Below are 22,228 nucleotides of genomic sequence, written 5' to 3'. Positions count from 1 at the left end.
TCCGCCACAACGGCATGTTAGGGACTTTCACCCATTAGAGCGAAGCGCTGCCAAGCGCACAAAAGACCAGACATGTTAGAGCATGTCCGGTCAAACAATAGAAGGTTCCCACAAAGGGGATCGACTAAAAATGGGGAATAATCCACCTGAGCCGTTAACTCAAGGATGGATTATTTTTTGTACTGCCAAAATCTATATCGTTGAATTGGGATTACTGTCTAGCTCCAGCGCCCAGCCCCTCGAGGTCAAATAACCTTCGGCAATAAAAATCAAAGAGCAGACTTTTTTGTCGAAAACCATTTGCTTGTCGGGGCTAAATAGGGCGCTTGCACTTTTCGTTCGTTAATGACAGAATTGCCACGATTAGAATTGCGAAAGCAGCAACCATAATCATTATTGACTCGAAAACTGTTACAAGTTTCGAACGGATGCCGTTATCTTGATATTCCTTTTGATTATAATGAACTTATACAATCATAATCTTCTAAATAAACAATTCTAGTTAAGCCTTCACCTTTGCATTCGATTCATATAATTCCACGGCTTCGTTAACGTTGTAATTATTATGGACAATCGACTCGATTGCTTGAATCATGGCGACAGGATGCTCGGATTGCCAGATATTTCGGCCCATATCTACTCCTGCTGCTCCCTGAACCATCGCATTATAAGTAATCTCAAGCGCTTCGCGTATCGTATCGAATTTCGGCCCTCCCGCTATCACGATCGGAACCGGGCACTTGCTTGTAACTTGCCCAAAGTTTTCACAGTAATAGGTTTTTACAATATCCGCACCCATTTCAGCAACCACTCTTGATGCTAATGCAAGGAACCGCGCATCTCTCTTCTCCAGTTCCTTTCCAACGGCCGTAATTCCCAATACCGGGATCCCATAATCATGTGCCTCAGTTACTACATGTGCTAGGTTTGTTACTGTCTGAGTTTCATAGTCTGATCCAACAAAAACGGAAACGCCGACTCCAACCACATTATGGCGAATCGCTTCCTTCACAGATGTAACAATAGTTTCATTAGCCAGGTCTTTACCGACGGTCGTTGGTCCACCCGACACCCTAAGAATCATTGGTTTTTCCGTATTTTCCGGGATCGAAGCCGCAAGCACTCCTCTAGTTAAATACAAGGAATCCGTATAAGCCAATAAATCCTTGACTGTTTCTCCGGGCTTTTCCAAGCCACGAATCGGGCCTAAAAAATAACCATGGTCAATTGCAAGCATAACCGCTCTTCTATTTGGCAAAATTTTATTTAATCGGTTTTGAAATCCCCAGCTCATATCATTTCCACTCCCTTATTTAATAATTGGATTTTCCACATTGACAGAATCTCTTTCGGTTATATGCGGTGATTTGATGAAGACGGATTTAAAGCTTTGTTGAGATTGATTAATGAGGTAATGAGTGTCACCTGGCCGGCATTGAATCATATCACCAGGCTTAGCAGGAACTTTATCCCCATTAATATAAAAATCGATTTCACCTTCAAGAATGTAAAAGATTTCTTCGCACACAGTATGATAATGGTTTTGAAAGTCCTGTCCCGGCTTCAATACAACAACACCTAGATCAACATTCGGTCCTTTAGATAAGTATTTTGGTCCATTGTCCCCAAAACGGTATGCAAAGTCCTTCTCATTGACTTTCTTCATTCCGCCACCTCCTTTCAAGCTAATAAAGTCCAGGTGCTTTCCACATATGGGTGGTTAATCCACTGTCGGCTATCCGGAGCTGCTCGCTGTAAACCTTTCTCCAATTCTCAAAAATCACTTGATAGAGAGCGTGATTTTCCATGTTTGGCATATGCTTGCGTTCCCACTTAACAGTCGAGTTTACAGCCTGGTGGATATTTTTATAAACACCTGCTCCAATACCAGCAAACAAAGCAGTCCCTAATGCAGCAGCCTCTTTAATAACCGGAATTTTCACAGGAACTCCGAGAACATCAGCAAGCGTCTGGCTCCACAGCTTTCCTTTTGATGCTCCACCGGCAAAAATAACTTCTTCAGGATAAAATCCTGTCACAGTTTGAATGAGTTTTAAGTTTCCCAAAGTGATGATCGCAGCGTTTTCCTGGAGGGATTTGAATATTTCCTTTTTGCCTGTTTTTTTCGGATCCAGTGTGAGATTAATCAAGGATGGTGATGCATGCCGCCAGGATCGGTAGTTCATCGTATCTGAGAAAACCGGCATTATACCGTTCGAGCCGACTGGAACATCCTTTGCTTTTTCTTCTAAAATTTCATAAGGGTCACGCCCGGCAGCCAATCCTTCTTCTTTTTCCTGGTCACAGAACACATCGCGGAACCATCTCATTACAAGGCCTGGAAAAAAAGCAATCATTTCTATTTGGCATAACTCGGGAACCGCATGGCAATTTACCCTTATCCTGCCCTCTGGATCAGTAACCGGATGCTTCACGTTGACTTCTTGCTGCCAGAACGAACCCCCAGAAACAACGGTTTGCCCTTCCTCTACTGCACCAACGCCAACCGATGCCATTTGGGCATCACCTCCGCCGGAAACAACTGGTGTTCCTTTTTCCAGCCCAGTTACGCATGCTGCTTCCTCGGTCACATACCCAATAACCACCCCTGCTTCATTGACTGGCGGGAGAAGATTGCTTTTTATTCCGCAAGCTTCGGCGGCTGTTTTCTCCCATACACGTTTCTTCAAGTTAAAAATACCTGTCGTGCATCCATTCGATGGATCCACTTGCAGGACTCCCGATAGCTTGTAGAGAATCCAGTCGTTGATCATCGTCATCGCTGTGGCCTTTTCATAAGCGGCAGCCATATGATTTTTCAGCCACAAAAGCCTTGGCAGAGCCCCTAAAGCAAACGTCTGCCCCGATAGCTGATAAATTCTTTCTTCTATTCCAGAATCGATTTCCTTCAATGCTTTAACTTCTGCTGAGGCCCTCGAATCGACATTCGCACATGCCCATATTTCCCTGCCTTCCTTGTCGTATAGAACAATCCCTTCCCTCATGCTCGTTGCGCTAATTGCTTTGATTTCCTTTGGCTCGATTCCCGATACACTTAAGACATCCCGGATACAGCCTGCTGCTGAAGTCCAGTTCGTTTCACAATCAAATTCCATTGAGCCAGGGTACTGTTCATCTGTTACATGACTCCATTCCACCTGGGATACTCCGAGCTGGTTTCCCTTTATATCAAAGAGAACCGCCCGAATACTCCCAGTACCGGCATCAATGGCCAGAATGCATTCCATTTTTATGCTTCACCCCCATATTTAATAAAGCAACCGCGGTAGCCTCATCCGTGACAAGAGTGTGGATGTATCCTCCTTTTAAAGCGCCGTAAATAGCTTTCACCTTCTTCTCTCCTCCTGCCACGGCAAAAACATTTTTCCCCTTTAACACCGACAATTCTGTTCCTATTAGACGTTTATGATGCGGGAGCTCGAGAATTTCTCCGTTTCGATCAAAAAATTGGCCAAGTATATCCCCAACAGCCTTTTGATGCTTTATAAAAGTCAATTCATTCATCGTCATTTTCTCTTCTTGAATGATCGTGGCTTCTGGATAAATTCCTCCAATCCCGATGATGATATATTTAGCAATCATGGCAAGATCGAGAATTTCTTTAATAGAAGGTTCAATTAAAAAGCTTTCTGCCATCTCATCTGTAGAAGCAAGAAACGGTGCGGGTATTACATGGATATCCTGGAATTTCTCCATGCCACCTTCTTTTTGGCGCCGATTATGCAGATAGTAATTGACTCCACCTGTCAGAGTAACAACGGAAATATTGCTTTCTGGCACAAGCGACAAGTAATCAATCGTTTTCGATACCGCCCTGCCCCAGCCCAGCCCGACCATATCGTTTGGCTGAAGCTTGCTTTGAAGATACTGCGCAGCAGCCTTTGATAAGGAATCGGTCAAGGCATCAGGGTTTTGCTGGGTTGGAATGATGAAAGCGTTTGGCAGCGAAAAGGCTTCTTTGAATTCCTTCTCGATACTTAGCCCGTTTTTGCCAAACCCCTTAACCTCGAATTGGACAACACCTTCAGCCCTTGCCCTGTCTAGCAGCCGGACTACCTTCGCACGCGACAAATCCAGCAAGTCCGCTATCTCGTTTTGTGTCATATTTTCCTTATAGTAATACCAGGCAACTTTAATCAGCATATTTTCTATATAAAGGTCATGGCTCATCTGCTGCTACACTCCCTACAAAAGTCCACCCTGCAATTTTTTGTTCACACGCCTAAAAAATATATATCCTTGTAATGACTGAAAAAGAACAATTTCAGAGTATTCAGCATTTTTTATTTTCAATGGTCATATTTTGTTTACTTTCCGTGTATGTATTAACAAGCTTTTCGCACAGCAATGTGAAATTTCGCTCTTGTAAATCTTTATTTTTTTATGTAAGCGTTTACTGCACTTTCTTATAGGGGTGGTGACAAATGTTCGATGGAAAATGAAACAGCGGCATTGCTTCAAATAGAAAAAGTCTTTAAGCAGTTTTCCGGTGTACCCGTCCTGCGCGGTGTCTCTCTTTCCCTGCAAAAGGGAGAAGTTCATGCCATTGTAGGTGGGAACGGTGCCGGCAAATCAACATTGATGAAAATCATTACTGGATTATACAAAGCCGACAGCGGATCCATTTTCATAAAAGGAGTGCAGGCCGCTTTCTCAAACACAAATGAGGCCCATCAGCACGGAGTGTATCTCGTCCCTCAGGAGCCGCTTATTTTTCCAAATATGTCAGTTGAAGAAAACATCTTGATTGGATTGCCGGGGAAGAAGCCTGTCTTGAAGGAAAAGGTTCAAAAAATCATTCGAAGATTGGGCTGGAATCTCGATTTGAATCAAAGTGCTTTATCCCTTTCAATTGCCGAGCAGCAATTGGTCGAAGTTATTAGAGGATTAGTGAGAGAAGCTGAGATTCTTATACTTGATGAACCGACTTCCACCCTGACGTTTGGAGAAATTGCGTCTTTATTTAAGACAATCAAGAACCTGACTGCGGAAGGACTTGGCGTTTTTTATATCACACATCGCATTACCGAAATCTTTACGCTCGCCCATTCCGTATCCGTTTTACGTGATGGTGTTGTTTCAGCGCAGGGACCTGTCACAAATTTCTCCTATGAAGGCATTCTCGAAGGCTTGATGCCTGGAGGTGCGAGTAAAAACATTGTTCACCCGGAAAAACACGTCCTACGAGAGACAGATGCTCCCGTTTTTGATCATCCTGCTCTTTCCGTTGAGGAGCTTTCCGGAAAAAGATTCAGCTCAATCAGTTTCACCCTTCATCAGGGAGAAGTTGTAGGAATTGCAGGGGTAGTTGGCGCTGGTAGGACAGAACTGGCGGAAGCCATCTTTGGATTGATACCGATTGAGCAAGGAAGCATTCAAATGGGCGGTCTGGAATTGAACGGATTGACTGCAAGAAGGCGAATCAACAAAGGCATGGTCTACGTCCCGGAGGATCGCCATTCACACGGTATTTTCTCGATTACAACGATTGAGAAAAATGTCACCTCAACGATTCTATATCGCCTTAAAGGATTTTTTCTTCCATTCAAACAGGAAAAGAAAATCGCCTCCAAATACGTAGAGGACTTAAAGGTGAAATCGTCAAGCATGGATCAGGAACTGAAGGATTTATCAGGAGGAAACCAGCAAAAAGTGGTGCTTGCCAAATACCTGGCAGCAACCCCGAGGGTGATCATTTTCGATGAGCCCACACGCGGAATCGATGCCAACGCCCGCAATGACATATACAAGATCATTCATGAGTTAAAATCCAAAGGCTTAGCTGTACTTCTGATTTCCTCTGATATTGAAGAAATCGAAAAACTCAGTGACAGGGTGCTGGTCATGCATGAAGGAAAGCTTGTCAAAACCCTCACCAAGTCCGAAATCAACTCAGATACCATTACTAAATGGGCGTTTGGTGTGAATAAAGAGGTGATTATGTAATGCCTTCCCTTTTCGTTCGATTGGTCAAAGCAAGGGAACTTTCGATCCTCTTGTTAATGTTTGCTTACATTATCCTGGTCGGTGCCTTTAATCACGAGTTTGTCACGGGAGATACGATTTCCCTCCTGATCAAAGCAAGTGTCATCCTGCTCGTCATGGCGATCGGCCAATCGTTTGCCCTTTTCACCTCGAACATAGATGTATCAGTTGGTTCCATCATGGGGCTGTCGGCTGCCATCTGCGGAGTCTTGTTAACATCGGGCTATAATATTTGGGCTGTAACGGCAATTGTATTGACCGCAGGAGCCATCATCGGCCTGATCAACGGAGTAGGTGTTGCCTTTTTAAAGGTTCCGTCTATCATCATGACACTTGGGATGCTTGGAATTATTCGAGGATGCATGCTGATTTATACGGAAGGAATGTGGATTGAGGATATCCCTAATTATTATAAAAAATTGGCGGGGGTAAAGCTTCTCGGCTTGAATTTTCCGGTTTGGATTGCCGTGATTCTGGTCATCCTTACCCATCTATTCCTGACAAAAATTAAATTTGGCCGCTATTTTTACGCGGTTGGAGATAACCGCGATGGAGCACGACTGGTAGGAATCCCGGTTGAAAGAGTTCAGCTCCTCGCCTTTATGCTTTCTGGTATTTCTGCAGCTATAGCCGGAATGGTGTTCGTCATGAACATCGGTTTTGTACCAAACCAGACTGGCAGCGGTCTTGAGCTCCAGGTCATTGCAGCAGCTGTTCTTGGAGGTGTCAGTTTGACAGGCGGACTAGGAAGCGTTGTCGGCGCAAGTCTAGGTGCCGTTTTCTTTACTGTAATCAATACTTCACTCATTTACTTGAAAATCCCGGCCTACTGGAACAATGCCATATCGGGGCTGCTTTTACTATTAATTGTAGTTGGAGATTCCAAATTTCAGCTATATTTAAGAAAAAAGGCTTTTTCCAGCAAAAAGAAAAATGCGACGATCTCCATAAAAGGAGGTACCGGTCTTGAAAACGAAAATAACGCTTCTACTTAAATGGGAAGCGGTCCTTGTATTGTTCCTCCTGCTGGAACTCATCGTGTTCAGGCATATCATTCCCGGATTTCTGAACATGAACAATCTTCTATACAGCATGAATGATTTTGCTTATATTGCCCTTGCAGCCATTCCAATGACGTTTGTGATTATTACTGGCGGGATAGATGTCTCAGTCGGGTCGATCATGGGACTCTCCTCCATCCTCGTCGGAGTTCTCTGGAAGGATGGCATGAATATTTGGATGGCCCTGCTTATTACCATTCTGCTGGCCGTTTTTACAGGGTTGATCAACGGTCTTTTAGTCGCTTTCACAACAGTACAGCCACTAGTTGTCACTTTGGGAGGTATGTTCCTTTTTTCGGGAATAGCCCTTGTTTTATCAGGGGGATCCAGTGCTTCCGGCTATGAAGGAATCAGCGGTTTTCCTGATGCATTTGTCAATATCGCCAATGGTTTATTCCTAAGCATTCCCAATCCTATTTGGATTTTGCTGTTGTCTATCTGTTTATTCGGTGGGTTGCTCCACTTCACTCGATATGGGCGTAACGTATATTTAGTGGGGATCAATATAAAAGCTGCAAGGTACAGCGGAATCCGTACAAAGTGGACGGTTCTAAGTACCTATATGTTATCCGGCTTCGGAGGTGGTATTAGCGGTATCATCCTTACATCATACTTCAGCTCCGCAAGATCAGACCTTGGTGCTGATGCAGTCCTGCCTGTTATCACCGCTGTCGTCTTGGGTGGAACGAGTATTTTTGGCGGAAAGGGCAGCGTCCTTGGCACGGCAGTGGCTAGTATTGTGATCGGTATGATGCAATACGGACTGCAAATGGCCAGTATGACCAGCGAACAAACCAGTGTCGTTATTGGTGTTATGTTAATTCTTGCAGTTTTACTGCGCAATACAAAATGGCAGACATTCAAAAGCATTTTTGGAGCAAGGAATCAATCATTTAACCGAGAATGAATAAGGGGGAAATACTTGATGAAGAAGTTTAAACCTATTTTGTTGATGATGTTAATTCTCTTGTTGGCCGGATCTTTACTTGCTTGCAGCAGCGGAACAAAAAACAGTACTGATGATAAAAATAGCGGAGGAAAGACAGATAAGAAAGACGTGAAACTTGCCTTCATACCTAAGCTCACTGGTGTCGGCTTCTTCACATCTGGAGGCCAGGGCGCCAAGGAGATGGCAGATTCCCTGGATGTTGAATTGAAATACGATGGGCCTAGTGAAGCCTCCGTATCCGGCCAGGTCAAATACATTAATAACTTCGTGAATCAAGGATATAAAGCATTAATGATTTCATCCGTCTCCGTTGACGGGCTAAGCCAGGCATTAAAACGCGCCAAGGACCGCGGCGTAAAAATCTTAACATGGGATTCCGACGTCAATCCTAAGGACCGTTCCTTTTACATTAACCAGGGAACACCGGATCAATTGGCTGAGCTCCTGATCAAAATGACCTCTGACCAGATCGGTGACAAAGGAAAGGTCGCCTTCTTCTACTCCAGCCCAACCGTTACCGACCAAAACCAATGGGTAGAAAAAGCAAAGGAAATCATTGCTGATAAATATCCCGGCTGGGAAATCGTCACCACCCAATACGGAGAGAATGACGCCCAAAAGTCCCTCTCCGTTGGTGAAAGCATATTACAGACATACCCTGACATCAATGCCGTAATCTGTCCAGACGCCACTGCCCTTCCGGCGATGGCTCAGGCTGCTGAAAACCTTGGCAAAGCCGGCAAGGTCGTCATAACTGGTTTCTCCACTCCTAATGTCATGAGAGATTATGTAAAACGCGATACAGTCAAGCAATTCGGTTTATGGGATGTCAAGAAGCAAGGTGCCCTTGCCGCATATGTCGCGTACTTAATGACAGTCGAAGGCAAAGACCTCAAAGTAGGCGATGAATTTGAAGTTCCAAACGTAGGCAAAGTCAAAATCGAGCCTAACACCATTCAGGGCTATGACTACACCGATGATCGAAGCGGTATTATCCTGCTGCCAGACCGGGTTGTATTCACAAAGGATAACATTGATGATTTTGATTTTTAGAATAAGAAAACGGCCCCGTTTTGTTTGATATAGTTGTAAAAGCGAACAATGACTGTCACTGTTCGCTAAAACCAAGAACATCTTTGACTGCTCTTTTGTTTCATTTTGAACGAGATTACGGTATAATAGAACTAAGAAACAACATAGAATAAAAAAGACCAGACATGTAACACCATGTCCGGTCAAACAATAGAAGGTTCCCACAAAGGGGATCGACTAAATACGGGGAATAATCCACCTGAGCCGTTAACTCAAGGGTGGATTATTTTTTTTGGTTAAATGACAGAATTGCCACGATCAGGCTTGCGAAAGCAACCATAATCATTAATGATTCGAAAACTGTCATATAGCATCACCCCCTTTCTAATGGGAGCGTGCCGACCACCCTTGAGAAAACCTATTCTATTGTTCTCTTATTATACCATATATTTAATCATATTAAGAACGTATGTTTGTTTTTTGATGTTTTAAAATTCGCAGCATATACACATCTCCACAGAGAATGCATACATAACACGGTTTTTTGGTGATTTTTGTTAGTAATACATTCTTCTTCCAATACTGTTAAAATGAAACTTAATTAAACTTTTTCTCGTATATAATATTAGGAAATCGGTGAATGGTGGGACTTTTCTTATGCTCGAGCAAACTCTAAAGGAAAGAATGACCCTTTTCAAGGATATCTTTTCAAAGCTGTATTCATCATTAAAATGGAGGGGACTGTGTATAATCCCTTGTTGCCATTATAATCAGAAGTCTTTCTCACCGGTTTTTTGACCGTTCCTAAACTTCCAACCCTGCGATTCCGAAGCCACCAGGTCCAGCGTGAGTAGATATCATAGCCCCAGCTTGCATCCATTTAACATTTTTGAAACCAGTTTCTTTTGCGATTTCATCCATCCGCTGCTTGATCCGTTCATCAAGTCCGACTGAGTAAATAAGATAAAGTTGTTCTCTATCAATATCGTATTCATTTAAATAATCTCGCATCAGTTTTTCTGATACTCCATCCATTTTCCCACGATATTTTTTTGTTGAAACAAGATTTCCATCAATTAGTTCAATACGCGGCTTTATTTTTAACAAAGCCCCTCCAAGATAAGCTAGATTGCTTACACGTCCACCTGCTCTTAAAAACTCTAAACTTCCGGGAACGAAAGCCAGTCTTGATTTAGGAACCTTTGATTCAATCTTCTCTACTAAGCGAACAGGGTCAATCGTAGGTTCATTCTCTAACAAGGTAACCGCATAGATCACAAGAGCAGTTAATCCACCTGTAACGTTCAAAGCGTCAATTAGAAAAATATCATCCATTTCTTCCGATGCGATTATCGCATTTTGGAAGGAAGAGGATGCCTTTGAGGTATACCCAATATGTATGATGATGCAATCAGGAAAATCAATTTTTATCTTCGTGAAAAATTCATGATATTCATGAGAATTCGTGGACGTTGTAGAGGGTATTTTTTTTGTCCGCTCATAATAATCATAAATATCCGTTACAGGTAACGAACCGTCTAAAAAATCCTGCCCATCTATGATGACGTGCATCGGGACCACTTGAACATTATGTTTGTCAGCTAATTCTTCTGGTAAATCCGCACCACTCTCTGTCGACAAAATAAGTCTTCTCATAAATAGCCTCCACTTCTATAAAAAAAAGCCGTAATTCTTCGTTCTGCGTTTTTCCGTTCTACTCTACTATACATGAAAAAGGGCATTAAAAACGACATGATCACGCCTTTGATAAAAATTCCTTGCCGTATTATTACATTTATAATAGTAATTGCAATAATAATCTTAATCCAAAAGATAATACAAGAAAGGTACCTCCCCCAGTTTTGGAATGGTACCATTTCCGTTTTCTTAATTTCAGTTATGATAACCTATCAATAATAGCAATCAATACGTTGGTTGCTTCATTTTTGCAATAAACTAGATCGTTAGAAACTCCCCCATACAGTTAAATGAAACCTAATAAAACTTTTTCTCGTATACAATATTAGGAAAACTGAGAGAGGTGGGACTTTTCTTATGCTTGAGCAAACTTTAAAGGAAAGAATGGCCCTTTTTAAGGATATCTATTCACAGCTGTATTCATCATTAAAATGGAAAACGGATAAACGGTTCCTGATGCTGATTGCCGTCATGTATGTGACAAACTCAAAGGATTTTCATTTAAAACGCTTTTTGGAACTTGCCGACTATATAAAGAACGAAGTTGGGATGTTTTCACATTTAAAATCTGCGCACCGTTTTACCACAGCGGCCACATTAGATTCAACAACTGCTGACTCAAAAGAGAGTTGTCATCATTTTATCAACATCTACGAAAAACTTATCGAGAATGGCTATAGCCGAGTCGTTTATTCCTATATTGCAGCGGGAACTCTTTTAAAAGTGGAACAAAGTCGGATCGAAGAATATGTTCAGAAAACAATAGATGTATATAATGGGATGAAAGATCATCATCCTTTCCTAACGAACTCTGGTGATTACCCGCTGGCGGCCATCCTTGCTCAATCCGAAAAAAATAAAGATGAAATCATTGTCAATGTAGAGGATCATTACAAGGCCCTAAACGAAAAAGGCTTTTCAATTGGAAATGACCTGCAATTTTTAAGCCACATCCTCGCATTAAATACAGACCAGATATCTGTTGAAACGCGGTAAGATGCATGGAAATTAGAAACCAGCTCGAAAAGGCAGATTTTAAATCAAAAAGGGTCTATTATCCCTACATTGGAATGCTGTCCTATTTGGAAAACATCCAAAGTGAAATGGAAAACCTCAATGAGATCTACGAGAATTTGAACAATGATAAACTGTTTAGATGGAATAAGGATGTTAATTTTATGTTAAGCGTATTGTTTTTAATGAACCAAAAAACGTTAGTGGGTGATGCAGCAAGAACTGGTTTAAACACGACCATCGAAATCCTGATACAAGCTCAACAAGCGGCAATGACTGCAAGCATTACAGCCGCTACAGCTGCAGCGAGCAGCTCCTCTGGTGACAGCTGATCTTTTCTCATAGAAAAGCCGTTTTCCTATAAAAAGAAAACGGCTTTGCTTCTCCATATAAAAATGTACTCTTATTCCAGTGTATTGTATGTACTTCTTATATCGTGGGGGCATCCATCCCCATTTGGCTCCATTCATCTCTTGATGGTCCATAAACACCTGGAACCTTCAATCCTGCTTGGCGCATGAGGACTGTGATTTGACCACGATGATGAATGATATGCTTGACGAGCATTGAAAGTGTTACGGCTTTTTGCATATCCATGCCATACACATTTTTCATTTCACTTAAGGATTGGTCCGTCCACTGCTGCTTAACGGCGTCACTGGTGTCGGCACTAACTCTGCGAAAGATTTCAGCGATTTCCCTGGCTGAGGATGGAATGGTGGCTGAGTCTTTCACCGTTTCAACGGTAACACCAAACTCAACAAGCATTTCTGGAGTGCTCGTTGTGATATGCCAGGCAATGGCTCCTAAAGTGCGATCTTCCGGCGAAACCCTTTGTTGCAGCGAATCATCCGTTAACCCATCCAAAACCTTTTGCGTTGCGGCAGCTTCTTGATTCCAGTCATCGATAAAATCTGATATTGAAGTATACATCGCTTTTCCCTCCGTTTTTTAATTTTCTTGATTTACTATGGACCAGCATAGTATAGAATTTTTTTCCAATACTACAAAATTGCCCTTAAGAAACAGTCGGACTATGTTTTTTAACGTTTTAGTTACTGTTAATATTACAATAATTTATCATATAAGGAGGGGCCTGTCCCCCACTGCTTTAAAACAGTAATGGACAGACCCCAATCATTCTAACCGGAGCCCATTCGATATTATGCACCAATTTCAATTTCCTGTAATATTTCTTTCTCTACTTGTTCTAAATCTGGAACATAGCTTTTTAAGACTTTCATATTTCCTTCAAATGTATATTGTCCTAATGTTGCAGGAATCAGTATACTTTCTCCATTTGAAATACTTTCAATGCCGCTTTCATAATGAATTTCCCCTGCTCCTTCAATGCAAGTGAATAGATAAAACCTTTCCGGATCGCTTTCTTCAGTAAAGCTCTGGTCTACGTCATAAAGTTCCCATGAGAAATTCTTATCCAAACATAGATAACTCTTTTTGTAGCCTGTCTTTTTCTTCTGCAGCCCTTCTGTGATAAGCCCCTGCTTCTTAATATCAGCTACCTGGAATCCTTCTTCCAGATCTAAACCCCTGCCTCTGTTGTAATCGTAAATTCTATAGGTAGTGTTGCTATTATTGCAGAGTTCAATAAGAGTTAATCCTTCACAGATCGCATGAATCAATCCACTTGGAATGAGAATAACATCTCCCTTTTTCACATATAGCTTCTTTAGGTTTTGTTCAATCGTTCCTTCGATTGCTGCTTTTTTTAGTGAGTCAGTGTCTCCCTCAAGAACTCCTGCATAAAGAAAAGCATCCTCTTTAGCATCTAGAATATACCAGGCTTCAGACTTTCCCATTGGCTCATTTTGTTTGCGGGCGAACTCATCATCCGGATGAACCTGTATAGATAATTTATCTTGTGCGCTTACATATCGCAGCATTAACGGGAACCACTCAGTAGAAATTTCTGATCCAACAAGTGTACTGCCCTCCTTGTCAATTAACTCTGTTAATTTCATACCTTCTAATTTTCCGTTAGTGATAATACTCGTGTCGTGAGGATGACAAGATACTTCCCAGGTTTCTCCAATAATACCTTCTGGTAATCCTGGTTTATATTTCTCAAGATTCCTTCCGCCCCAAGGCTTATGAATATAAATTGTATTAAATTTTAACGGGTACATATCTGACCTCCTACTCCTACAAACTGTATTGTTCTGTTAAAGCTATAATGCTTTCAACCTCTTTTTTGTAATCAGCATTGGGCCCTTTGAAGATTGATGAAGTGCCTAATACCAGTACATCAGCCCCTGCCTTTACCGTCCAAGGAATCGTCTTGTTATTAATATTTCCATCCACTTCGATTAAAGCTTCTACATTGTTCTTTTCCAGCATTTTCTTTACTTCCGAGATTTTTTCCACTGTACTTTCAATAAAATCCTGGCCCGCAAACCCTGGATTAACAGTCATTATTAAAACTAAATCGATATCCTTGATGATGTGCTTTAAGCTTTCAACAGGAGTTGATGGATTTAAGGCAACACCAGCTTTCATACCAAGCTTTTTTATATTTTGAATCGTCCTGTGCAAGTGATAAACAGGTTCCGCATGAACTGTGACATACTCTGCTCCTATTTCAGCAAGCTGCTCCAGAAATGCGTCAGGATTTACGACCATTAAGTGAACGTCTAAAGGAATGCGCGAGTTTTCTTTAAAAGCTTTGAGCATGTATAAGCCCATTGTTATATTAGGAACAAAAACGCCATCCATTATGTCACAATGAAGCATGTCGACCTGTGCCTGTTCGAGCCGGATTAACTCATCTTCCAGCTTTAGCGGATTACCACACATAAGCGAGGCAGATATTTTTACCATTTAGTTCATTCCTCCTCATAACAATGCATTATTATTAACCTTTTTTTCGGCGTCCCAGGCTATCGATCAAAACAGCAAGGATAATAATGCCTCCCTTTATAACCATCTGATAATATGAGTCTACATTGAGTAAGGTCAGTCCATTGCTAAGGATTCCTATCAACATTACTCCAATAATCGTTCCGCTTATGTTACCTTTACCCCCCGCAAGGCTTGTTCCTCCAACAATCACCGCCGCGATTACATCCAATTCAAACCCCTGTCCGGCAAATGGCTGTCCCGAAGCCAGCCTGGAAGCCAAAATCACACCCGCCAGTCCTGTTAATAACCCGCTTAGCATGTAAACATAAATCTTAATGCGGTCTACTTTTAATCCGGACCATTTACTGGTTTGTTCGTTACCGCCAATTGCATAAATATATCTACCAAATCGGGTCCGATTCATAAGATAAAAACCAAATGCCAGCACAATGATCATGATAATGATTGGAACAGGTATGCTAAGAAAGTATCCAGTTCCGATAAAAGTGAAATTGGGACTGGTAACTGATACAGGTACCCCTTCTGTATAAATAAAACTGAACCCGCGCACTGCACTCATAGTGGCAAGTGTTGTGATAAACCCTGCTATCATCCCTTTAGCAGTTACAAAGCCATTAAAAAAGCCAACGGCGCCGCCAACTGCAATAGCAACGATTATAGCCAAAACGGGAGATTCAACATTCGTATACATCGTAGCGGCCATTACTCCGGATAATGCTAATATGGAGCCAACCGATAGATCAATTCCCCCAATAATGATTACCAAGGTCATTCCAACTGCAGCAATTGCCGTTACAGATATTTGGCGGGCAACATTCATCAGGTTCGAAACGGTTAAAAAATTGTCAGTAAGGAAAGTCATAACAAGACAAAGCAGGAATAATGATAAAATCAGTCCATACTGTCTCATTCGATCAAAACTAAAGCGGTTTTGAAGCGAAAAAGCTGGTTTTTTCTTTTCAGCTACTAGGTTCATTTTCCTACCCCCATTGCGTAGTGCAAAATAGTTTCCTGATCCAGATGCTCATTAATTTGATCCATGGTTATTTTACCTTCGTGCATGACTATTACCCGGTCGCTGACATCCAGAATTTCTGGAAGTTCAGAAGAAATCATTATAATACTCATGCCGTCATCGACCAAATCTCTCATCAATTGATAGATTTCAGTTTTAGCGCCAATGTCAATTCCTCTGGTCGGTTCGTCTAAAATCAATATTTTAGGAGAAACAGATAACCATTTTGCAATGACAACCTTTTGCTGGTTTCCACCACTTAATTCTGCAGCTTTTTGTTCCGGGCCAGTAGTTGCAATCGAGAGCTGTTCAATATATTTATTACTTAGTTGGTTCTGAGTTTGATTGTTTAGAATAAAGGGGTTCAAATGACGCAGCTTAGTTAGAATAATATTATTTTTTATCGGCAAATCCAAAATCAAACCAAGGTCTTTGCGATCTTCAGGCACTAATCCAATATGGTGCTCCGTTGCTTCGAAGGGGGTTCTAATGTACACTTTTTTGCCTTCTAAGTGAATTTCACCTTTATCCAGCTTATCAATACCAAATATAACCCTGGCTAATTCCGTTCTTCCCGCACCAACTAATCCAAAAAAGCCTAATATTTCACCTTTATTCAACTCAAAATTAATATTCTTTAATAGCTTTTTAGTATGGATATTTCGAGCAGATAACACAGGTTTATTATTCATCCCATAAACAGACTTACTTTTTCTTGGGGCAATAATTTCTTTGCCAACCATTAAGCGGACAAGCTCGCTATTATCTGTGTTTCTTGTTTCTAATGTTTCTACAAAACGTCCATCTTTCATGACAGTAATCCTGTCTGTAATCGAAAATATCTCTTCCATACGATGAGAAATATAGACGATGCTGTAGCCTTTATTTTTGAGATCATTAATAATATCAAAGAGAATTGAAATTTCCCGATCTGTTAAACTGGCTGTTGGTTCGTCCATAATAATGATTCTGGAATTCAAAGACAGGCATTTGGCAATTTCGACTGTCTGTTTTTGCGCTGTACTTAGTTCTTCAACCTTCATTTTCGGGTCTAACTTAATGCCCACTTGCTGTAACGCGCTTTTTGAGTCATTGAACATTTTATTCCAATCAATCATTTTTGTCAGTTTATTAATCGGTTCTCTGCCCAGGAATATGTTTTCAGCAATGCTGAGATTAGCGACGAGATTAAATTCCTGGTACACCATACTGATGCCTTTTTCGAGAGCTTGCAAAGGGAATTGAAACTCAATTCCCTCTAGCGCTCCCTTACCATTATCAAGACGAATGATCCCTTGGTCTTTTTGATATACACCTGTCAAGATTTTCATGAGAGTGGACTTTCCCGCTCCATTAGCACCCATTAAAGCATGTACTTCTCCTTCATTTATATCCAACCGTGCATTATTAAGTACTTTGACACCGGAAAAGGACTTACTTATGTTTTCCATGGTTAATAGCTTTTTCATGCATATCCCCTTTTCCTATTTTTTCTGGATTCTCCTTACTTATAGGCTGCTTCTCTCTTGATGATTTCGTCCACATTTTCGCTTGTTACCAAACTTGTTTCCACTGCAATTTCTTTCTCTGGTGTTTCCCCGTTCACAAATTTAACAGCATTTTCAACTGCGATTTTCCCCATCTGGTACGGGTCTTGCGCGACTGTTGCTTTAATGGCAGTGTTATTTTTGATAGAATCCAATAAATCTGGAGTTGCATCTACCCCGAGAATGAAGATATCCTTATTATCTCGAGCCTGTACTGCACTAAGTGCACCCATTGCAGCGCTTTCATTTACACCGAAAAAGGCATCAATATCCGGGTTTGCTTGCAGAATGGTTTCTGCTGCCTCTAAAGACTTGGCTCTTTCCATACCTGCGCCCTGGTTGGCAACAACCTTTATCCCCTTGGACTTAGCAATTTCTTCAAGGAAGCCATCTTCTCTATCCTTACATGATGTAATGGTCGGCCAACCGATTAGAGCGATTTTGCCTTTGCCTTTTAATTGTTCAGCAACATACCTTGCTGCAGTCCTTCCAATTTCCTTGTTATCGGAAGCAATGAACGAAGTTGTGTCTGCGCCTACTACACCAATATCAACAGTAAATACACCAATTTTTTTCTCATTTGCTTGATTAACTACATTGGAAAGCGCTTTTGAATCGATGGGATTAAGTAATAGGCCATCTATGCCATCCTGTAAAAGGTCTTCTACATTGGAAATTTGATTTTCCAGTTTATAATCAGCACTCGTAACTTTTAAATCCACATTTAAATCTTTAGCAGCGGCCCTTGCCCCTTTTTCCATTGCGATAAAGAAAGGGTGGACACTCTGTCCAAAGGAGAAACCTAATTTAATGCTTTTATCTTCGCTCTTACTGGAAGTATTATTTTCTTTGACACTACCTTTGGCCTCTCCGTTAGAACAGCCTGTGATAATAGCGGAGAATGTGAGAATAATAAGCAGAACGAAAAAGGAAAGTTTATTTTGTTTCAAAGTATAGCCCCCTTGTGGTAATATTAAATACCAATGATATTTTCGAAGAGAAACTGTTCACTTTTGCAGAAGTGTTTATACAGTTTCTTTTTGTTTGTTTTTCTCCGGTAATTCCCCAACGCCCTTGGCATGTCTGGGTGCAAATGCGACTTTTCCCATGATCGCGTAATTATCAGCATGACTTGCAGCAGGAATGTTATTAGCAACCTGATTAAGAGTTGAATAACCAATAGTTGCAAACTTGATTGCTTCTTTAAAGAGCGGTGGTACACCAAACTCATCTGATGTAGTTAGACGTACGCCTTCAGGCAATCTGTCCTGGATATGCTTCATTAAGGTAGGATTAAGAACCCCGCCGCCACTTGCGATCATAACCTTTATATCTTTAAAATTCGGGATATTATCCTTGGCGTTTTTTGAAATTGCTTCAGCCGTGAAAGCACAGAAGGTAGCCATGATGTCTTCTCCAGATAAGTGACTGAACTTTGCCAGAATTGTATCACCATATGTCGAAGAAAAATCATTTCTCCATGCGGACCTCGGGAGCTCACGTTCAAAATAAGGATGTTTCATAAGTTCAGCAAGCATTTCATCGTTAACCTGACCTTTAGCAGCAATTTCTCCACCTTTATCGTATTGGATGCCATATAGATTACGACAAGCATGGTCAAGCAATACATTTCCTGGTCCTGTATCAAAAGCAACCATATCTCTTCTATCCTTATAAACTAGTTGGACATTGGCAATGCCACCGAGGTTTAGAGTAAGAGCAGGAGCTTTATCCTTAAAAACAACCCAATCCAGATATTGCATCAAAGGAGCACCGTTTCCTCCAAATGCATGGTCAGCTTGTCTAAAGTGTGTAATAGTTGTGATGTTTGTATGGGCGGCAACTACATTGGATTCTACTAATTGATAGCAAATCGGGTATGGGCCTTTAAACCATCTGGCAACTAAATCGCCTTTTTCTTCTTCTGTTAATTGATTAATTTTCCTATGATCTGGCTGTTCCTGGTAAATGGTTTGTCCATCCACTGCAATACCTAAAACATCTTTTGGAGAAACGCCTGTCTTTTTAAGTAAAGCGTTTGCAACATTTGCAAAGACAGCACCGGCAACATAGTTTAATCTGCCGAGTCCTTCCATATCAATTTTATTGGCGAAGGTTTGCAGCATGACATCCTGGACTTCTTCCGGCCATTGCATGGAAAGTCCATCAATAAACTCGGGTGGATTTGGATGACCATCTTCCCCTGTAGTGATATCCACTAATACAGCATCGATTCCATCAAATGAAGTTCCGCTATTAAGACCGATCATATAAGCCATTATTCTTTTCCTCCAATTGTTTTAATAGTTTGTATTCTTGATTTTGAATTAAATACATTTTATTCCTGCCTTTTACATAAGATCACCACCTTAATGGATAGTTATTTAATTGGCTTTATTTCCGCATGAGCCTCTAACCACTAGTTCAGTTGATAAAGTGACTTTCTTATCGGCTTCCGAACTTAGGCTTGAATTGGATATTAGTTCGAGTAATCGATTAGTAGCAATATTCGCTATGTTGTAAGAAGATTGTTTTACTACCGTAATTGGCGGTTTTAATAACGGTGCCAGATCGAAATCATCCCACCCAACTATGGCTACATCTTCAGGTATTCTCAGTCCCATTTCATCAATGGCAATGAGAGCTCCAGTTGTCAGTAAGTTATTCAGAGGAAAGATGGCGGTTGGTCTGGTTTCAGGGTCCTTCAATAATTCTCTGGTTGCAAAAATCCCTTCATTCACATCACCAGGACTGACGTTGTCGTATGTCTTATTAGAAATCAAATAGTCATCGAAAGTAAGGAAGTTTTCCTCCATTGCTTGTTTATAGCCGTCTACCCTTCTAAATAAAGTACTGATATTTGAACCAATGACGCCAATCTTTTTATGTCCCATTTTAATTAGATGGGTTGTTGCTTCGTATGCCCCCCTAAAATTATCTGAAGTGACTGTTGGTAAGTCTATTCCAGGTATTTCTCTGTCAATGATGATGGTCGGTATCGAATTTTTATACATCTTTAGTACTTCATCCTCTGAACTTTCCGAGTCTTTTAAAGCACTCGCGATCATTAACCCGTCTACTCTTTTCTCATACAGGGTTCTTAAATAAGAGAGTTCTCTTTCTGAATCTTCATCAGTATTACAAATAATCAGGTTGTATCCTTCTTTCGCTAACACTTCTTCCACTAGCCTGGCGATAGAACTAAAGTAAGGATTGCTTATATTCGCGATAATCAACCCAATCGTTTTCGTGTTCTTCTTCTTCATGCTTTGAGCGATTCCATTTGGTATGTAATTTAATTTTGCTGCGGCATCTTTAACTGCGCTAACTGATTTACTTGAGGCACTTCCATATCCCCCCAAGACTCTGCCCGCAGTAGCCACCGAAACACCGGCGAGATTTGCAACATCACGAATGGTATTTTCTTTTTCATTTCGATTATCCATATTTTTTTTAAACATAATTCTCCTTTTCGAAAACGAGTTGAGAACGTTCTCATTTTCTTTCAAAAAAATATTTATAATACCCTCTTTTTCCCTTTTAAATAAATGATAATTAATTGAGAACGTTTTCATTATATTTTAGTTTTGTTTTTCATGTCAAGAGAATTCTGAAAAATAAATATTTATTTTTCTTTCTTACATACCCTCTACTTTTATGAAATTATCAGCGAATTTTGATTTCTTTTAAAAACTGTAGGTATAAGATAAGTAAATAAGTCCATAGAATAAAAATTGACCAGACAAGTTACAGCATGTCCGGTCAAATAATAAGATTCCCCAAAGAGAATCGGCTATACACGGGGATAATAATCCACCTTACCCGTCAACTCAAGGGTGACAAACAAACCTAATGAAAAATCTACTATAATTTTACATTTCTAAGTTTAATATTATATTTCTTTAACTTTTTACTAATGGTTGACTGATTGACATTCAAGGCTTCGGCTATTTCTGTTGTTGTTTTGTATTTCATTGAGGCTCGTTTTAGTATTTGACTTTCAACTGATTCCAAAGCTTTATATAAATCTAGCTTTTCTTCAAAATAGATATTTATAGGTAATTCATTTTGTAAGTCATCTGTTAATAAATTCATAACATCCTGTTTGTTAATTTCATCATTTTTTGAAATGATTAACAATCGTTCAATAAAGTTCTGTAGTTCGCTCACTAAACTAATAATCTATAGATCCTACTATTTTTACAAGTTCTTCTAAAAAATAATGAACCTTAAGTTCTTTTTCCAGATTATCATTGATTACCCCATCTTTCGTGAAAAATTAACCCCGGAAGAGATATACGTTTTTCCCAATGAACTTGCTCTAGAATTGGGGATGATGGGTATGCATCTGTATATCCAATTGAAATTAAAGCAACGGGTTCAATATGGGGAGGAATTTGTAATATGTCTCTGACATCATTTTTCTTATAAAAACTAACCTATCCTATAGCCAATCCTTCCGCACATGTGGCTAACCACATATTTTGAATTGCACACGCCACAGAAAGAATATCCGTCTCTGGTATTGAATTTCTTCCTAATACATGTGATCCTCCACGTGTTGGGTCACATGTTACACAAATGGTCAACGGCGCTTGTTTCATTCCTTCTACTTTTAAACTTAAAAAATGCGTTGCACGATCTTCCTCATAGTGGATAGCCAAGGCTTTTCTTTCTTTTTCCGCTGCCCAGGCAAGCCGTTCTTTCATTTCAGTTGAACTTAATAAGATAAAATTCCATGGCTGCATAAATCCTACAGAGGGTGCATGATGGGCGCTTGAAGAATTCGTTCAATTACCTCAGGGGGAATAGGGTCTGGAAGAAAGGTGCGAACATCTCTCCTTTTATAAATTACGTTGTATATAGCTTCTTTTTCTTCATTATTAAACATTAAACAGCCTCCTCTACGACATCTTCTTTAAACCTTGTTTATCAGGAAAACATTATTAGATTATATAAAAGAACACTAGCGTTGCATTAAATAAAAGCGAATTTGTCAAGCTCAAATCAAATAAATTTATTTTGA

Annotated in this window: 21 protein-coding genes and 1 pseudogene; 6 read left to right on the top strand and 16 right to left on the bottom strand. The window is 40.5% G+C overall.

Annotated features, from left to right (window positions below; genetic code table 11):
• Positions 1-502: 502 nt before the first annotated feature.
• Genes lsrF through CU635_RS21075 form a run of 4 tightly spaced genes read right to left on the bottom strand, consistent with a single transcriptional unit; the run spans position 503 to position 4,191 of the window.
• Positions 503-1,294, bottom strand: a complete 792-nt coding sequence (lsrF, locus tag CU635_RS21090; protein ID WP_101579346.1) for a 3-hydroxy-5-phosphonooxypentane-2,4-dione thiolase — start codon at positions 1,292-1,294, stop codon at positions 503-505.
• A gap of 15 nt (positions 1,295-1,309) precedes the next feature.
• On the bottom strand, positions 1,310-1,666 hold the full coding sequence (locus CU635_RS21085; RefSeq protein WP_101579345.1) for a cupin domain-containing protein: 357 nt from the start codon (positions 1,664-1,666) through the stop codon (positions 1,310-1,312).
• Positions 1,667-1,685: 19 nt separating this feature from the next.
• The gene (lsrK, locus tag CU635_RS21080; protein ID WP_101579344.1) at positions 1,686-3,248 is read right to left on the bottom strand and encodes an autoinducer-2 kinase; all 1,563 of its coding nucleotides are present in this window, start codon (positions 3,246-3,248) and stop codon (positions 1,686-1,688) included.
• Positions 3,226-4,191 (bottom strand): sugar-binding transcriptional regulator, encoded by a 966-nt coding sequence (locus CU635_RS21075; protein WP_101579343.1) that lies wholly within the window; start codon positions 4,189-4,191, stop codon positions 3,226-3,228. The genes lsrK and CU635_RS21075 overlap by 23 nt, the downstream gene beginning before the upstream one ends.
• A gap of 261 nt (positions 4,192-4,452) precedes the next feature.
• Between CU635_RS21075 and CU635_RS21070 the strand changes: the two genes are divergently transcribed.
• The 4 genes from CU635_RS21070 to lsrB are packed head-to-tail and all read left to right on the top strand — an operon-like array spanning position 4,453 to position 9,069.
• On the top strand, positions 4,453-5,967 hold the full coding sequence (locus tag CU635_RS21070; protein ID WP_101579342.1) for a sugar ABC transporter ATP-binding protein: 1,515 nt from the start codon (positions 4,453-4,455) through the stop codon (positions 5,965-5,967).
• Positions 5,967-7,001, top strand: coding sequence for an ABC transporter permease subunit (locus CU635_RS21065; RefSeq protein WP_101579341.1), 1,035 nt, complete (start codon positions 5,967-5,969; stop codon positions 6,999-7,001). The genes CU635_RS21070 and CU635_RS21065 overlap by 1 nt, the downstream gene beginning before the upstream one ends.
• A complete protein-coding gene (locus CU635_RS21060; RefSeq protein ID WP_373270896.1) occupies positions 6,985-7,974 on the top strand; it encodes an ABC transporter permease in 990 nt (329 codons plus the stop codon). Before CU635_RS21065 ends, CU635_RS21060 begins: the two co-directional genes overlap by 17 nt.
• 18 nt (positions 7,975-7,992) lie before the next feature.
• A complete protein-coding gene (lsrB, locus tag CU635_RS21055) occupies positions 7,993-9,069 on the top strand; it encodes an autoinducer 2 ABC transporter substrate-binding protein LsrB (protein WP_101579340.1) in 1,077 nt (358 codons plus the stop codon).
• A gap of 262 nt (positions 9,070-9,331) precedes the next feature.
• Here the strand turns inward: lsrB and CU635_RS24440 are convergent, their stop codons facing one another.
• Positions 9,332-9,415, bottom strand: coding sequence for a putative holin-like toxin (locus CU635_RS24440; RefSeq protein WP_219620148.1), 84 nt, complete (start codon positions 9,413-9,415; stop codon positions 9,332-9,334).
• A gap of 437 nt (positions 9,416-9,852) precedes the next feature.
• Positions 9,853-10,704: a DegV family protein gene (locus CU635_RS21050; protein ID WP_101579339.1), complete on the bottom strand. Its 852-nt coding sequence runs from the start codon at positions 10,702-10,704 to the stop codon at positions 9,853-9,855.
• Between the two features lie 399 nt (positions 10,705-11,103).
• On the opposite strand from CU635_RS21050, the gene CU635_RS24170 reads away from it, so the two are divergent.
• Together CU635_RS24170 and CU635_RS24165 are read left to right on the top strand one after the other, a co-directional pair.
• Positions 11,104-11,742, top strand: a complete 639-nt coding sequence (locus tag CU635_RS24170) for a DUF4003 family protein (protein ID WP_101579338.1) — start codon at positions 11,104-11,106, stop codon at positions 11,740-11,742.
• 5 nt (positions 11,743-11,747) lie between these two features.
• On the top strand, positions 11,748-12,092 hold the full coding sequence (locus tag CU635_RS24165) for a DUF4003 family protein (RefSeq protein ID WP_101579337.1): 345 nt from the start codon (positions 11,748-11,750) through the stop codon (positions 12,090-12,092).
• Between the two features lie 97 nt (positions 12,093-12,189).
• Here the strand turns inward: CU635_RS24165 and CU635_RS21035 are convergent, their stop codons facing one another.
• From CU635_RS21035 to bluB, 10 genes and pseudogenes are all read right to left on the bottom strand, one after another.
• On the bottom strand, positions 12,190-12,693 hold the full coding sequence (locus CU635_RS21035) for a DinB family protein (protein WP_101579336.1): 504 nt from the start codon (positions 12,691-12,693) through the stop codon (positions 12,190-12,192).
• Positions 12,694-12,923: 230 nt separating this feature from the next.
• Positions 12,924-13,907: a type I phosphomannose isomerase catalytic subunit gene (locus tag CU635_RS21030; RefSeq protein ID WP_101579335.1), complete on the bottom strand. Its 984-nt coding sequence runs from the start codon at positions 13,905-13,907 to the stop codon at positions 12,924-12,926.
• Between the two features lie 16 nt (positions 13,908-13,923).
• Positions 13,924-14,598 carry a ribulose-phosphate 3-epimerase gene (rpe, locus tag CU635_RS21025; protein ID WP_101579334.1) on the bottom strand — a complete coding sequence of 225 codons (675 nt, stop codon included), beginning with the start codon at positions 14,596-14,598 and terminating at the stop codon, positions 13,924-13,926.
• 34 nt (positions 14,599-14,632) lie between these two features.
• Entirely contained in the window at positions 14,633-15,550 is a 918-nt protein-coding gene (locus CU635_RS21020) for an ABC transporter permease (protein ID WP_101579347.1), read from the bottom strand.
• A 62-nt stretch (positions 15,551-15,612) separates the two neighbouring features.
• Positions 15,613-17,124, bottom strand: coding sequence for a sugar ABC transporter ATP-binding protein (locus CU635_RS21015; protein ID WP_101579333.1), 1,512 nt, complete (start codon positions 17,122-17,124; stop codon positions 15,613-15,615).
• Positions 17,125-17,159: 35 nt separating this feature from the next.
• Positions 17,160-18,152 (bottom strand): sugar ABC transporter substrate-binding protein, encoded by a 993-nt coding sequence (locus tag CU635_RS21010; protein WP_180956585.1) that lies wholly within the window; start codon positions 18,150-18,152, stop codon positions 17,160-17,162.
• A gap of 75 nt (positions 18,153-18,227) precedes the next feature.
• Positions 18,228-19,481, bottom strand: coding sequence for an anhydro-N-acetylmuramic acid kinase (locus CU635_RS21005; protein ID WP_101579331.1), 1,254 nt, complete (start codon positions 19,479-19,481; stop codon positions 18,228-18,230).
• Positions 19,482-19,586: 105 nt separating this feature from the next.
• The gene (locus CU635_RS21000; RefSeq protein ID WP_180956584.1) at positions 19,587-20,663 is read right to left on the bottom strand and encodes a LacI family DNA-binding transcriptional regulator; all 1,077 of its coding nucleotides are present in this window, start codon (positions 20,661-20,663) and stop codon (positions 19,587-19,589) included.
• A gap of 403 nt (positions 20,664-21,066) precedes the next feature.
• Positions 21,067-21,297: a hypothetical protein gene (locus tag CU635_RS20995; protein WP_142382832.1), complete on the bottom strand. Its 231-nt coding sequence runs from the start codon at positions 21,295-21,297 to the stop codon at positions 21,067-21,069.
• A gap of 155 nt (positions 21,298-21,452) precedes the next feature.
• A pseudogene (gene bluB, locus CU635_RS20990) lies at positions 21,453-22,093 on the bottom strand (5,6-dimethylbenzimidazole synthase).
• Positions 22,094-22,228 lie beyond the last annotated feature (135 nt).

Origin of the sequence: Bacillus canaveralius (genome assembly GCF_002860125.1) — a bacterium.
Taxonomy (GTDB): domain Bacteria; phylum Bacillota; class Bacilli; order Bacillales; family Cytobacillaceae; genus Bacillus_BJ; species Bacillus_BJ canaveralius.
The sequence above is the reverse complement of the archived record's forward strand: the minus strand, read 5'-3'. Positions and strand labels throughout refer to the sequence as shown.

Bases quoted from the DNA above. Each gene is read 5' to 3' on its own strand.
- CU635_RS24440 (WP_219620148.1), bottom strand. From the start codon at position 9,415: ATGACAGTTTTCGAATCATTAATGATTATGGTTGCTTTCGCAAGCCTG.
- CU635_RS21075 (WP_101579343.1), bottom strand. From the start codon at position 4,191: ATGAGCCATGACCTTTATATAGAAAATATGCTGATTAAAGTTGCCTGG.
- lsrF (WP_101579346.1), bottom strand. From the start codon at position 1,294: ATGAGCTGGGGATTTCAAAACCGATTAAATAAAATTTTGCCAAATAGA.
- rpe (WP_101579334.1), bottom strand. From the start codon at position 14,598: ATGGTAAAAATATCTGCCTCGCTTATGTGTGGTAATCCGCTAAAGCTG.
- CU635_RS21020 (WP_101579347.1), bottom strand. From the start codon at position 15,550: ATGAGACAGTATGGACTGATTTTATCATTATTCCTGCTTTGTCTTGTT.
- lsrB (WP_101579340.1), top strand. From the start codon at position 7,993: ATGAAGAAGTTTAAACCTATTTTGTTGATGATGTTAATTCTCTTGTTG.
- CU635_RS21065 (WP_101579341.1), top strand. From the start codon at position 5,967: ATGCCTTCCCTTTTCGTTCGATTGGTCAAAGCAAGGGAACTTTCGATC.
- CU635_RS21000 (WP_180956584.1), bottom strand. From the start codon at position 20,663: ATGTTTAAAAAAAATATGGATAATCGAAATGAAAAAGAAAATACCATT.
- CU635_RS20995 (WP_142382832.1), bottom strand. From the start codon at position 21,297: ATGAATTTATTAACAGATGACTTACAAAATGAATTACCTATAAATATC.
- lsrK (WP_101579344.1), bottom strand. From the start codon at position 3,248: ATGGAATGCATTCTGGCCATTGATGCCGGTACTGGGAGTATTCGGGCG.
- CU635_RS21015 (WP_101579333.1), bottom strand. From the start codon at position 17,124: ATGAAAAAGCTATTAACCATGGAAAACATAAGTAAGTCCTTTTCCGGT.
- CU635_RS21070 (WP_101579342.1), top strand. From the start codon at position 4,453: ATGGAAAATGAAACAGCGGCATTGCTTCAAATAGAAAAAGTCTTTAAG.
- CU635_RS21050 (WP_101579339.1), bottom strand. From the start codon at position 10,704: ATGAGAAGACTTATTTTGTCGACAGAGAGTGGTGCGGATTTACCAGAA.
- CU635_RS21035 (WP_101579336.1), bottom strand. From the start codon at position 12,693: ATGTATACTTCAATATCAGATTTTATCGATGACTGGAATCAAGAAGCT.
- CU635_RS21030 (WP_101579335.1), bottom strand. From the start codon at position 13,907: ATGTACCCGTTAAAATTTAATACAATTTATATTCATAAGCCTTGGGGC.
- CU635_RS21085 (WP_101579345.1), bottom strand. From the start codon at position 1,666: ATGAAGAAAGTCAATGAGAAGGACTTTGCATACCGTTTTGGGGACAAT.
- CU635_RS21005 (WP_101579331.1), bottom strand. From the start codon at position 19,481: ATGGCTTATATGATCGGTCTTAATAGCGGAACTTCATTTGATGGAATC.
- CU635_RS24165 (WP_101579337.1), top strand. From the start codon at position 11,748: ATGGAAATTAGAAACCAGCTCGAAAAGGCAGATTTTAAATCAAAAAGG.
- CU635_RS24170 (WP_101579338.1), top strand. From the start codon at position 11,104: ATGCTTGAGCAAACTTTAAAGGAAAGAATGGCCCTTTTTAAGGATATC.